At 31.5% G+C, this 11,893-nt stretch carries 11 protein-coding genes; 5 read left to right on the top strand and 6 right to left on the bottom strand.

Annotated elements, in window-relative coordinates:
- Nucleotides 1–19: 19 nt before the first annotated feature.
- Nucleotides 20–700, top strand: a complete 681-nt coding sequence (locus FBE96_RS05890) for a F0F1 ATP synthase subunit A (RefSeq protein ID WP_002858390.1) — start codon at nt 20–22, stop codon at nt 698–700.
- Nucleotides 697–888 carry a membrane protein gene (locus FBE96_RS05885; protein ID WP_002852856.1) on the top strand — a complete coding sequence of 64 codons (192 nt, stop codon included), beginning with the start codon at nt 697–699 and terminating at the stop codon, nt 886–888. Before FBE96_RS05890 ends, FBE96_RS05885 begins: the two co-directional genes overlap by 4 nt.
- Before the next feature lie 21 nt (nt 889–909).
- On the opposite strand, the gene metF is transcribed toward FBE96_RS05885, so the two are convergent.
- The 5 genes from metF to luxS form a co-directional block, all read right to left on the bottom strand.
- Entirely contained in the window at nt 910–1,758 is an 849-nt protein-coding gene (gene metF, locus FBE96_RS05880; protein WP_002858469.1) for a methylenetetrahydrofolate reductase [NAD(P)H], read from the bottom strand.
- 9 nt (nt 1,759–1,767) lie between these two features.
- A complete protein-coding gene (gene metE, locus FBE96_RS05875) occupies nt 1,768–4,032 on the bottom strand; it encodes a 5-methyltetrahydropteroyltriglutamate--homocysteine S-methyltransferase (protein ID WP_002858088.1) in 2,265 nt (754 codons plus the stop codon).
- A gap of 11 nt (nt 4,033–4,043) precedes the next feature.
- Complete coding sequence (locus FBE96_RS05870) at nt 4,044–4,814, bottom strand: MetQ/NlpA family ABC transporter substrate-binding protein (protein ID WP_002857994.1); 771 nt, start codon at nt 4,812–4,814, stop codon at nt 4,044–4,046.
- A 10-nt stretch (nt 4,815–4,824) separates the two neighbouring features.
- Nucleotides 4,825–5,817, bottom strand: coding sequence for an isopenicillin N synthase family oxygenase (locus FBE96_RS05865; RefSeq protein ID WP_002858100.1), 993 nt, complete (start codon nt 5,815–5,817; stop codon nt 4,825–4,827).
- A gap of 311 nt (nt 5,818–6,128) precedes the next feature.
- A complete protein-coding gene (gene luxS / locus FBE96_RS05860) occupies nt 6,129–6,623 on the bottom strand; it encodes an S-ribosylhomocysteine lyase (RefSeq protein WP_002857890.1) in 495 nt (164 codons plus the stop codon).
- A 114-nt stretch (nt 6,624–6,737) separates the two neighbouring features.
- Between luxS and gatB the strand changes: the two genes are divergently transcribed.
- From gatB to FBE96_RS05845, 3 genes are read left to right on the top strand one after another with little or no spacing between them, the layout of a single operon-like run.
- The gene (gene gatB / locus FBE96_RS05855; RefSeq protein ID WP_002858123.1) at nt 6,738–8,156 is read left to right on the top strand and encodes an Asp-tRNA(Asn)/Glu-tRNA(Gln) amidotransferase subunit GatB; all 1,419 of its coding nucleotides are present in this window, start codon (nt 6,738–6,740) and stop codon (nt 8,154–8,156) included.
- Complete coding sequence (locus FBE96_RS05850; RefSeq protein ID WP_075888380.1) at nt 8,153–9,049, top strand: NAD(P)H-dependent glycerol-3-phosphate dehydrogenase; 897 nt, start codon at nt 8,153–8,155, stop codon at nt 9,047–9,049. Before gatB ends, FBE96_RS05850 begins: the two co-directional genes overlap by 4 nt.
- Nucleotides 9,050–9,058: 9 nt before the next feature.
- The gene (locus tag FBE96_RS05845) at nt 9,059–10,237 is read left to right on the top strand and encodes a metal-dependent hydrolase (protein WP_002905840.1); all 1,179 of its coding nucleotides are present in this window, start codon (nt 9,059–9,061) and stop codon (nt 10,235–10,237) included.
- A gap of 7 nt (nt 10,238–10,244) precedes the next feature.
- Here FBE96_RS05845 and FBE96_RS05840 read toward each other — a convergent pair whose 3' ends face one another.
- Entirely contained in the window at nt 10,245–11,771 is a 1,527-nt protein-coding gene (locus tag FBE96_RS05840; RefSeq protein ID WP_002864548.1) for an inorganic phosphate transporter, read from the bottom strand.
- Nucleotides 11,772–11,893: the final 122 nt, after the last annotated feature.

Below are 11,893 nucleotides of genomic sequence, written 5' to 3'. Positions count from 1 at the left end.
TAAAATTTTTGAGGAAACCATGAAAGATTTATTTTTATTTAGCTCTTTGCTTGATGCAAGTCATACTTTTTCTTATTTTTTTCACATAGGTTTGGTAGCTTTAATTGCTGTTATAGTGGCTATGATGGCTACTCGTTCTATGCAACTTGTTCCACGCGGTATGCAAAATTTAGGTGAGGCTTTTTTAGAGGGAGTTTTATCTATGGGTAGAGATACCATGGGAAGTGAAAAAGGTGCAAGAAAATATCTTCCTTTGGTTGCAACTTTGGGGATTATAGTGTTTTTTAGTAATATTATAGGTATAATACCTGGTTTTCACGCTCCAACTGCAAGTTTAAATTTGACTTTGTCCTTGGCTATTATAGTTTTTGTATATTATCATTTTGAGGGTATTAGGGCACAAGGTTTTGTAAAGTATTTTGCTCATTTCATGGGACCTATTAAACTTTTAGCTCCTTTGATGTTTCCTATAGAGATAGTCTCTCATCTTTCTCGTGTGGTTTCTTTGTCCTTCCGTTTGTTTGGAAATATTAAAGGCGACGATTTATTTTTAATGGTAATTTTAGCTTTAGTTCCTTATATAGCTCCACTTCCTGCTTATGTGCTTTTAACTTTTATGGCATTTTTACAAGCTTTTATTTTTATGATTTTAACTTATGTATATTTAGCGGGTGCAACTGTTGTTGAGGAAGGTCATTGATCTATATTTTAGAATTTTTCAAAGGTGCATCTTTAGCTTTAATGCTTTTTGGTGCACTTTTCTTCTTTTTTAAATATAATTCTTTTTTCTATCTTTGCTTGGGTATTATACCAGGTTTGCTTTTATCTTTAATTTTTGTTTTACTTATAGAAAACCATAAGCTAAAAAATGAAAATAAGTTAAGATAAAAGCAAAAAATAGTTTATTTTCTAAGCATGAAGCTCTTCTTTAAGCAAATGCTTTACAGCTTCATAAATTTTAATAGCCGCTTTGGATTTATTCATAGTATAAAGATGAATTCCATCTACACCACTTGTGATTAAATCGACAATTTGATCGCAAGCATACGCGATACCTGCATCTTCTAAAGCCAAAGTATTATTTTCATATTTTTCTAAAATTTTAACAAATTTAGGAGGGATTTTAGCTCCGCAAAGTTGAGAAATTTTTAAAACCTGTCTTTTGTTAGTAATAGGCATAATACCTGCGTAAATAGGTATGTCAATATCTGCTAAAGCACAATTTTGTTTAAAAGTATAAAAATCTTCATTATCGTAAAAAAGTTGAGTAATGAGCTTATCTGTTCCTGCATTTACCTTAGTTTTAAGATGGTGTATATCCTCGATGAAATTTTTAGATTCATTATGTTTTTCGGGATAGCATGCGGCATAAATTTCAAAGTATTCTTGTTTTTTTATAAAAGAAATTAAATCACTAGCATAAGAAAAATCTTTGCTTTTTTTTAAATTTTCACATATATCGCCTCTTAGGGCAAGAATTTGATTAAGATTTTTTTCTTTGCATTTTTGAAGTATCTGAGTGATTTTTTCTTTACTAGAATGGATGCAAGGTAAATGTACTATGCTAGGAATTTGATATTCTTCCTGGATTAAGCTTGCAACTTCTAAAGTATTTTGTGAGTTAATAGAGCCTCCAGCTCCAAAGGTTACGCTGATAAAATTAGGGCTTAATTGCCCTAAATCATCTAAGATAGCATGAAGATTTTTGATATTTTCATCCTTTCTTGGTGGAAAAACTTCAAAAGAAAAACTACACATGAAAACTCCTTATAATTGTTCTCGTATTTTTTGCGTAGCCGTAACTAAATTTTTAAGAGAGGCTATAACTTCTTCATAGGCTCTTGTTTTAAGTCCGCAGTCTGGATTGATCCAAATTTGCTCCTTAGGTAATTTGTTTAAAATTTTTTCTATAGTTAAACTTAATTCTTCTACGCTTGGAACTCTAGGGCTATGTATATCATAAACTCCTGGTCCCACCTCAGTTTTAAAACGAATAGCTTTTAGGGTATCTAAAAGACTTAAGTTTGATCTTGAAGCTTCAAAAGAAATCACATCAGCATCCATAGCGTCAATTTCTTTTAAGATATCACTAAATTCACTATAACACATATGAGTGTGAATTTGAGTTTTAGCTTTTACCCCGCTATGCACAAGATTAAAAGCAGGAATAGCCCAATCTAAATACTCACTATGCCAATCACTTTTTCTTAAAGGCAGTTTTTCACGCAAAGCCGCTTCATCAATTTGTATGATTTTTATACCTGCATTTTCAAGATCTAACACTTCATCTCTTATAGCTAAGGCAATTTGCTCAGTGCTTTCTTTTAGACTGATGTCTTCTCTTGGAAAGGACCAATTAAGTATGGTTACAGGTCCAGTTAGCATACCTTTTACGATTTTTTGACTTAAACTTTGTGCAAATTTAGACCAAGCTAAGGTGATAGGCTTTGTGCGTGATACATCACCCCAAATCACAGGAGGTTTAACGCACCTTGTGCCATAGCTTTGCACCCAACCATTTTGAGTAAATAAAAAGCCCTTTAGATTCTCTCCAAAATACTCCACCATATCATTTCTTTCAAATTCTCCATGCACTAAAACATCAAGTCCTATTTCTTCTTGAATTTGTATGCATTCTTTGATTTTTTGTTGGTTAAATTCAGTGTAGTTTTGAGCTGAAATTTTTTCTTGCTTAAAGGCAAGGCGATTAGATCTTACATCGGCACTTTGAGGAAAGGAACCTATGGTTGTGGTTGGTAAAAGAGGGAGTTTTAAAAATTCTTTTTGGATTAAGGCGCGTTCTTTAAAACTAGGCGTTCTGGTAAAATCTTCTTTTTTTAAGGCCTTAAGCCTTGCTTTGACTTTTTCATCTAAACGCTCTGGGATATTTTTAAAAAGCTCTTGATTGGCTCTAAAGAGCGGATTTTCTTCGCTAGAATTTAGAATTTCTTTTAAATCTTTAAGTTCTTGAAGTTTTTCTTTAGCAAAGGCAAAAAGTTTAAGATAGCTTGAATCTAATTTGCTTTCAAATTCAGTGCTATAAGGCACATGTAAAAGTGAGCAAGAAGTGTTTAAGATGATATTTTGTGTATATTTTTGAAGCTCTTTAATAAGCTTTAGGCTTTTAGCATAATCATTAGCATAGATATTTTTGCCGTTAATAAGACCTGCAAAAAGGATTTTATCTTTAGCAAAACCGTATTGTTGGACTAAGGCTAAGCTTTGTTTTCCCTCGATAAAATCAAGCCCCAAAGCATCAAATTTGCTTTCTAAAAGTTTAGGATAAATATCTCTTAAGTCTCCAAAATAGCTTTGAAGTAAAATTTTAAGATCTTTTTTGTGATTTAAAAGTTCTTGGTAAAATTCTTCGAACAAAGCGATATCTTCCTTGCTTAAATCATAAACCAAATAAGGCTCATCAAGTTCAAGCCATGTTACTTTAAGTTCATTTAGTTTATCAAAAAGCTCTATGTAAGCGTTTAAAAGCTTTTCTTTGGCGAGTTTTTGAGTTTTTTCATCTTTAAAGGCAATGAGTTTAAAAAGTGTGAAAATGCCTATTAAAACAGGCTTGCTTTCTATACCAAGCTCTTTAGCTTCGAGATATTCTTTAAAAATTTTATCCCCTGTTAAAGCTATAATATCAGCATTATCGCACTCAGGCACCAAATAATGATAATTTGTATTGAACCATTTTTTCATTGCTAAGGCTGTAACATCTCCATTTTCTCCTTGATAACCTCGACTTTGAGCAAAGTATTCATCTAAAGCATCTAAATTTAAATTTTTATACTTTGTATGAACAATGTTAAAAAGCACAGCTGCATCTAAGACATTATCATAAAGTGAAAAATCATTACTAGGGATAAAATCAATGCCAGCTTTTTGAATTTCTTGCCAGTGTCTAATCCTTAAATCCTTAGCACTCTTTAAAAGCTCCTCTTTAGAACTTTGGTTTTTAAAGTATTTTTCAATAGCAAATTTTAATTCTCTATTTGCACCTATTCTTGGGTAAGAAATGATTGAATTTTTCATATTTGTTCTCCTTAAAATGTAGGGATTAAAGCACCCTGATATTTTTCTTCTATAAATTTTTTAACTTCATTGCTTTGCAAGGCCTTTACTAGGGCTTTGATTTTAGGAAGGTTTTCATTACCTTCTTTAACGGCGATGATATTGCCATATTCACTATATTTACTTTCTGTATAAAGCCCATCTTTTACAGGGTTTAAACCTGCTAAAATAGCAAAATTGCTATTAATAAGAGAATAATCTACATCATCTAAACTCCTTGTAAGTTGAGCGTCTTTTAACTCTACAAATTTAAGCTTCTTAGGATTTTTAGTGATATCTAAAGGAGTGATGAGCTCATTATCCTTAACTTCTATAAGTCCTTTGCTTGCTACAATGCGTAAAGCACGGCTTTCATTTGTAGGATTATTGGGTATAGAAATGCTTTGTCCTTCCTTGGGGTGAAATTCTTTGTGTTTTTTAGAATACACTGCCATAGGTTCTATATGGATACTGGCAACTTTTACAAGATGGGTGCCTTGTCTTTGATTGAATTCTTTTAAATAAGGCTCATGCTGAAAATAATTAGCATCTAACTCACCATTTTCAACCATTACATTAGGGATTACTCCATCATTGAATTCATAAATTTTTAAATCATAACCTTGTTTTTGAAGTGCTGATTTTATAAATCTTAAAATATCTGCATGAGGTGTTATAGAAGAGCCAACTTTAAGTTCTTCATTTGCCCATGCAAAACCGGTAAAAAGAGTAGCGACGCAAAAAGCTTTAGTAAATAAAGTCATTTTTTCTCCTTTACGCAAAACTAAATTTTTCTATCAAGTCACTATGATAAATACTTGCCACATCAGGATGAGAGCGTATCATTCTTTTAAAATAATTACTTGCAACATTTCTTAAAAGTGGATTTTTAGGATCAGTATCCACACCTTTACTTTCTTTAGCAAGCTCTGGATTTAACTTAAAAATAGGTATATCCTTATCAAGCTGCACTCCAAGAAAATAAGCTATGCTAAAGCGTTCTTTTGGGCTTAAATTCACGCGGTGAATAGTAGCTTTTAAATAGCCATTGGTAGCTAGTTCTAAAAATTCTCCTATATTAACTACAACGCTATTTTCAAGTGGGGGTATACTAAGCCATTTACCATCTATAAAAGCTTCAAATCCGCTTTGTTTTTCTTGAAAAACAAAAGTGATAAGCCCACCATCTTTATGTGAACCTACACCTTGAGTGATATTTTTTGAGCTTTTTGGATAATGTATGATTTTACAATGTTCGTAAGAATTTTCTCCATAAAGTTTATCAAAAGCATTGTTAGGTAGATCAAGAGCTTGAGCGAAGGCTTTTAAAAGCTTTAAACAAGCTTTTTTGGTTTGTTTGTGCCAAGTTAAGAAAGTTTTTTTAAGTTCTGGAATTTCACTAGGCCAAAGATTAGGACCTTCTAGTCTTTGCCATAAGGGTGAGTTTAAATTCCAGTTTAAAGCATCTCTTTCTGTGCCTATATCCAGTTGTTCTCTATAATCCTTAGATCCTGCTGTGTATTCAAAACCTTCGCTAGTATAACCTCTAAATTGAGGAGAATGTACCATAGAAATAAGCTCTTTCGAACTTCTAGAAAGATTAAAAAATTCTTTGCCAAGTTTGAATAATTTCTCGTTTAAATTTTTATCTATACTGGTATTGATAAGATAAAAAAAACCTATTTTAGAAGCAATTTCTCTTAAATTTTTAAGAAAAGTGCTTTTATCTTTTTCATAAGCTTGTAAATCAAGTATAGGTAAGTTCATTTTTGCTCCTTAAATTAAAATTAAGGATAAGAAGATATTTTGAATTAAAATTTTATTAGAGAAATTTTTGTAAGTTAAGATTTTAAATGAGTATTTTGAAAAAATAAACTTTTTTGACTTTCTTACACATTATATCTCCTTATCCACTTTTTGGACCTTTGGAAACATAATGTTAAGCCAAAGGACGCACTAGATACTACACATCTCGCACATCAGTTTCATTTTTTCTCCTTTTAAAATAATAAAATTTCAAAATCATATATAAAAATATATTAATTAAAGCTTAATCATTTAAAAAATAAAGATTCTTTTTAAGCATTCTCGAGTTTTAATTCTTTGTTATTTATTATGCTAATACCTAGATTTAAAACTTTTTGGGCAATTTGTTTGGCTTCATCTAAAGAATGCATTGCGCAAGTTCCGCATTGGTAGATATTAAGTTCAGGAATTTTGCTTTGATCGCTTACGCTTAAAACATCTTTCATGGCTGCTTCCCAAGCTTTTGCAATACTTTTCTCATCAGGTGTTCCAATTAAACTCATATAAAAACCCGTGCGACAACCCATAGGTGAAATATCAATAATTTCAACTGAATTTGAATTAAGATGATCTCTCATAAATCCTGCGAATAAATGTTCTAAGGTATGAGTACCTTTTTCGCTCATAATGTCTTTATTTGGTATGCAAAAACGCAAATCAAATACGCTAATATCATCACCCTTAGGTGTTTTCATAACTTTAGCTAAACGCACAGCAGGAGCTGGCATTTTAGTATGGTCAACTTTAAAGCTGTCTAATAATGGCATTTTAACTCCTTAAATATAAATTGTCTAAGAATTATAGCATTTAAAGTTAATATTTAAAGCCTTTCTAAAAGAAAAAAAGATAAAATAAAACATTTAAAAATTCAAGGAAATTTTATGTTTGAAGTAGTTATAGGTCTTGAAGTTCATGCTCAGTTAAATACAAAAACAAAAATCTTTTGCTCATGTGCAACTTCTTTTGGAGAAGCTCCAAATACCAATGTTTGTCCCACTTGTTTGGCCTTACCAGGAGCTTTGCCTGTTTTAAATGAAGAGGCTGTAAAAAAAGCTATAGCTTTTGGAAAAGCTGTCAATGCAACAATTAATAAAAAAAGTGTTTTTAATCGTAAGAATTATTTTTATCCAGATTTACCTAAGGCTTATCAAATTTCACAATTTGATATCCCTATAGTAGAAAAGGGTGAGCTTTTTATCAATGTAAAGGGTGAAAATAAACGCATAGGTATTACAAGAGCGCACTTGGAAGAAGATGCAGGTAAAAATATCCATGAAAGTAATTTTTCTAAAGTAGATTTAAATCGTGCAGGAACTCCTTTGCTTGAGATTGTCAGTGAGCCTGAGCTTAGAAGTAGCGATGAGGCAGTAGCTTATCTTAAAAAACTTCATTCTATTATACGCTTTTTAGACATTTCAGATGCAAATATGCAAGAAGGAAGTTTTAGATGCGATGCAAATGTTAGTATAAGACCTAAGGGCGATACAAAACTTTATACTAGAGTAGAGATTAAAAATCTTAATTCTTTTCGTTTTATCCAAAAAGCTATAGAATATGAGGTAAAAAGACAAAGTGAGGCTTGGGAAGATGGAACTTACGAACAAGAAGTAGTTCAAGAAACTAGACTTTTTGATACGACAAATTTAGTTACAAGAAGTATGCGTGGCAAAGAAGAAGCGGCAGAATATCGCTATTTTCCTGATCCTGATTTATTGCCTGTTTTATTAAAAGATGAGTTTTTGGATATTAAAATCCCTGAGCTTCCTGATGAGAAGAAAGTACGCTTTATAGACAAGCTTGGTATAAAAGAAAGTGATGCAGAGGTTTTAATCAGTTCTTTAGAAATGAGTCGTTTTTTTGAAAGTCTTATTTCTCAAAATTTAAATCCTAAACTTTGCGTAAATTGGTTAAATACTGAACTTATGGGACTTTTAAAAGGAGAATTGACTATAGAAAATTCTCCTGTAGATGCTCAAAAGCTTGGAGTTTTAATTAAACGCATAGAAGATGGCACTATCAGTGCAAAAGCGGCTAAAGATGTCTTAGCTTTTGTATTTGAAAATACTAGCGTGGAAATTGATGAAGCTATAGAAAAGCTAGGACTTAAGCAAGTAAGTGATGATTCAGCCATAGAAGCGGTGATTGAACAAATTTTAAATGCAAATGCCGATAAGGTTGCAGAGTATAAAAGTGGTAAAGACAAGCTTTTTGGATTTTTTGTGGGTCAAACAATGAAAGAAGGCAAAGGAGCTTTTAATCCTGCAAAAGTAAATGAAATTTTAAAAACAAAGCTTGGTTGATGCGTATAGCGGTTATTGGTGCGGGAAAATGGGGCAGTGCTTTACATCTAGCCTTAAAAGAAAATCACAATTGTTTTATCAGTTCTTTGCATCAGCGTGATTTAGAAGATTTTGTTAGCATAAAAGAAGCTTTAGAATGTGAATATCTTGTTTTTGCTTTAAGTTCTCAAGGGATGCGTGCTTGGCTTAAAGAAAATTTCATCAACAAGGGACAAAAAATTTTAATTGCTTCAAAAGGCATAGAAGATCAAAGTTGTCAATTTTTAGATGAAATTTTTTTAGATTTTGTACCAAAAGAAAATTTTTGTGTTTTAAGCGGTCCTTCTTTTGCTGCTGAAGTAATGCAAAAACTTCCTACTGCTTTGATGATTAGCGGGATAAATCAAGAGCTTTGTAAAAAATTTGCAAGTTTTTTCCCTGATTTTATTAAAACTTATATTGATAATGATGTTCGTGGTGCTGAAATTTGTGGTGCTTATAAGAATGTTTTAGCAATTGCAAGTGGGATTAGTGATGGGTTAAAACTTGGCAATAATGCAAGAGCGGCACTGATTTCAAGAGGGCTTATAGAAATGCATCGTTTTGGTAAATTTTTTGGTGCTAAAGAAGAAACTTTTTTAGGGTTAAGTGGGGCAGGGGATTTGTTTTTAACTGCAACGAGTGTTTTATCAAGAAATTATAGAGTAGGTTTAAAACTGGCGCAAAATCAAAAATTAGATAGTATTTTAGTCGAACTTAATGAAGTAGCAGAAGGTGTAAAAACTGCTTATGCTATAGAAAAACTAGCAAAAATGAAAGGAATTTATACACCTATTGTAAATGAAGTAGTGGCAATTTTTAAGGGTAAAAGCGTGCAAGAAGCAACGCAGAGTTTATTAAAGCAAAATGATTAAGGAAAAATCATGATAATTAAAAATGCAAAAATTTATGGAGATTCTTTACAAGATATAGAGATTAAAGAAGGAAAAATTACCAATATTGGTTCTAATTTACAAGGCGAAGAAATTTTAGATGCTAAAGGTATGACTTTACTTCCATCTTTTGTGGATTTGTGTGTGAGTTTAAAAAACGATAAATTTTCTTTAGCTAATTTAGAGCTTTTAGAAAATGAGTGTCTAAAAGGAGGAATTTCTAGTATAGTTTTGCGTGATTGCATGGATTTTGATGAAGAAAGTTTTGCTTTATTTTTACAAAATTTAGCTCAAAGAAAGATGCAAATTTTTTCAAGTGTGCGGGTTAAGGATGCAAACGGCAAGCTTAAAAATTTAGCCACTCTTTTAAATAAAGGTGCTTGTGCTCTAGAACTTGACAGCTCTTTAGATGCAAATACTTTAAAAGTAAGTTCACAATATGCTTTTATGAAAGACTCTCCAATTTTTGTGCGTTGTTATGATAAGGATTTTGATGATAATGGAGTGATGAATGATTGTGAAATGAGTTTTGAGCTAGGGCTTATAGGCATGAGTAAAATCGCTGAAACTAGCCAGATAGCTAAAATGAAAGAATTGGCTAAATTTTATAAAAATAAAGTTATTTTTGATCTTTTAAGTTTGAAAGATTCTTTAGTATTATTAGATGAAAAGGATTTAAAACTTGTAAGCATTCATCATCTTATCAAAGATGATAGTGCTTGTGAAGATTTTAATACGGCTGCGAAACTTATGCCACCTTTAAGAAGCAAAGAAGATGTTTTGGCTTTAAGAGAGGCTTTAAAAGAAGGAAAGATTAGCTTTTTAACTTCCCTGCATAGTGCAAAATCAATTTCTTTAAAAGATTTAGCTTTTGATGAAGCGGCTTTTGGAATTCATAGCGTATGCGAATTTATAAGTCTTTGTTATACTTTTTTAATCAAAGAAGGATTTTTAAATTGGCAAGAGCTTTGTCAATTTACAAGTAAAAATCCTAGTGAATTTTTAGGTTTAAATAGTGGAGTTATAGAAGTTGGCAAAGAAGCTAATCTAGTTCTTTTTGATGAGAATGAAGAAATTTTTGCTCCAAAAAGTTCTCTTTATTCTGAGGATAAACTTTTTGGAAAGATTAAGATGCATATAATTAAAGGAAAAAATATTTTAGAAAAATAAGCTTTACTTAAATTCCTAAAGATAGTTTAAATCCTAAAAATACAAGTGCTGCCATAATACCAGCGGCTGGTAAAGTGATAATCCAAGCCAATCCTATAGGCTTCATCATAATCCAATTTGCGTTTTTATTATACACTCCTATACCCAATATAGCACCTATGAGTATATGGGTGGAGCTAACAGGAATTCCAAATTGTGTAGCTAAGAGTATAACTATGCTTGCACCAAGTTCTGCAGAAAATCCAGTAGTAGGGCGTATGGTTGCAAGTTTTGAACCCACTGTAGTAATCACTTCTTTACCTAAAAACCAAAGCCCTACAACTAGAGCAACTCCAAACATAGCTAAGGCAGCAAAAGGTACAGGAGAAGTCGCGTTAATTGTGCCGTTTTTTAAGACATCTAAAATCGCTGCAAAAGGACCTATAGCATTGGCTATATCATTGGCTCCGTGTGAAAATGCAAAACTAGAGGCTGTAAATATTTGAAACCATGAGAAAATTCTATCAGTAGTTTTATTAAGTTCTGTTTTTTTAACGATTTTGACTATAGCAAATGTTACAACATAACTTATAGTTCCTATAATTCCGATAATCCAAAAGTTTTGTAAAATATCCAAAGTGCTAACATTATTTAAACCTTTAAATAAAAACATTGCCGAAATGATAGCAGCAGCAATACAAGCAATGATTGGCATATGAGTTTTTAAAATAGAGTAAATATCTATATCTTTTTCTTGATCCTTAAATTCCTTCATTTTATTTCTATAGAAATTATTTTCTTGTTCTTCCTCATCTAAAGCTATAGCGGAAAGTTCTTTGATTTGTTCTTCTTGGGATTTTGTTTTTAAATTTAAAAAGTATTCTTCTTTGAATTTTTTTCTTTCTTTTTTGATATTTTTCAAATCATCATTTAGTTTTTCTGATGGTTTTAAAATTTTCTTATCAATATATGAATAAATAATATAAGCTACAATACCCCCTAAAAGAGGAGAAGCTATCCAAGAAATAGCTATTCTTAAAATTTCACTCCATTTAACCATAGAGAGTGTTTGGATCCCGTCAAATTTTAAAAGCCCCATCATAATGCTAGCACCTACAATCCCACCAACTATACTGTGTGTGGTTGATACAGGTAAGCCTTTCTTGGTTGCAATAAAAATCCAAACCCCAGAGCTTAAAAGTGCAGCAAGCATAATGATAACAAAAAGCATAGGATCTAAAGAATTTGGAAAAATAACAATACCGCTGCGTATGGTCTTAGTAACTTCTGCGCCTGCGAAGATTGCCCCGCTTAGCTCAAAAACAGCTGCTATAATTAAAGCTTGTTTAATGGTTACTGTTTTTGCACCAACGCTTGTTCCAAAAGAATTGGCTACATCATTTCCACCTATATTAAATGCCATAAAAATGCCAAATATAGAAGCAAGAATAAAAAGAATCAGTTGATGTTGCGAAATATAACCAAATCCCCAAATAACAAATGCGATAGTACTGATAATAAAAATAACAAAAGCTATGAGGTTGTCTTTTTGCATTAATAACCCTTTTTTATTTTAATTATACACTTATTTACTTTAAATTTGCTAATTTTATTTTTTAGTCTTTGTGGAATTTTTATTTATATTATTTTTTTATAATAAATACTCAAACAAGAAAT

The organism is Campylobacter sp. CFSAN093241, assembly GCF_012889595.1.
Classification (GTDB): Bacteria; Campylobacterota; Campylobacteria; order Campylobacterales; family Campylobacteraceae; genus Campylobacter_D; species Campylobacter_D jejuni.
This window is presented reverse-complemented; position numbering and strand designations above follow the sequence as displayed.

Bases quoted from the DNA above. Each gene is read 5' to 3' on its own strand.
- FBE96_RS05890 (WP_002858390.1), top strand. From the start codon at position 20: ATGAAAGATTTATTTTTATTTAGCTCTTTGCTTGATGCAAGTCATACT.
- metF (WP_002858469.1), bottom strand. From the start codon at position 1,758: ATGTGTAGTTTTTCTTTTGAAGTTTTTCCACCAAGAAAGGATGAAAAT.
- metE (WP_002858088.1), bottom strand. From the start codon at position 4,032: ATGAAAAATTCAATCATTTCTTACCCAAGAATAGGTGCAAATAGAGAA.
- FBE96_RS05870 (WP_002857994.1), bottom strand. From the start codon at position 4,814: ATGACTTTATTTACTAAAGCTTTTTGCGTCGCTACTCTTTTTACCGGT.
- FBE96_RS05865 (WP_002858100.1), bottom strand. From the start codon at position 5,817: ATGAACTTACCTATACTTGATTTACAAGCTTATGAAAAAGATAAAAGC.
- luxS (WP_002857890.1), bottom strand. From the start codon at position 6,623: ATGCCATTATTAGACAGCTTTAAAGTTGACCATACTAAAATGCCAGCT.
- gatB (WP_002858123.1), top strand. From the start codon at position 6,738: ATGTTTGAAGTAGTTATAGGTCTTGAAGTTCATGCTCAGTTAAATACA.
- FBE96_RS05845 (WP_002905840.1), top strand. From the start codon at position 9,059: ATGATAATTAAAAATGCAAAAATTTATGGAGATTCTTTACAAGATATA.
- FBE96_RS05840 (WP_002864548.1), bottom strand. From the start codon at position 11,771: ATGCAAAAAGACAACCTCATAGCTTTTGTTATTTTTATTATCAGTACT.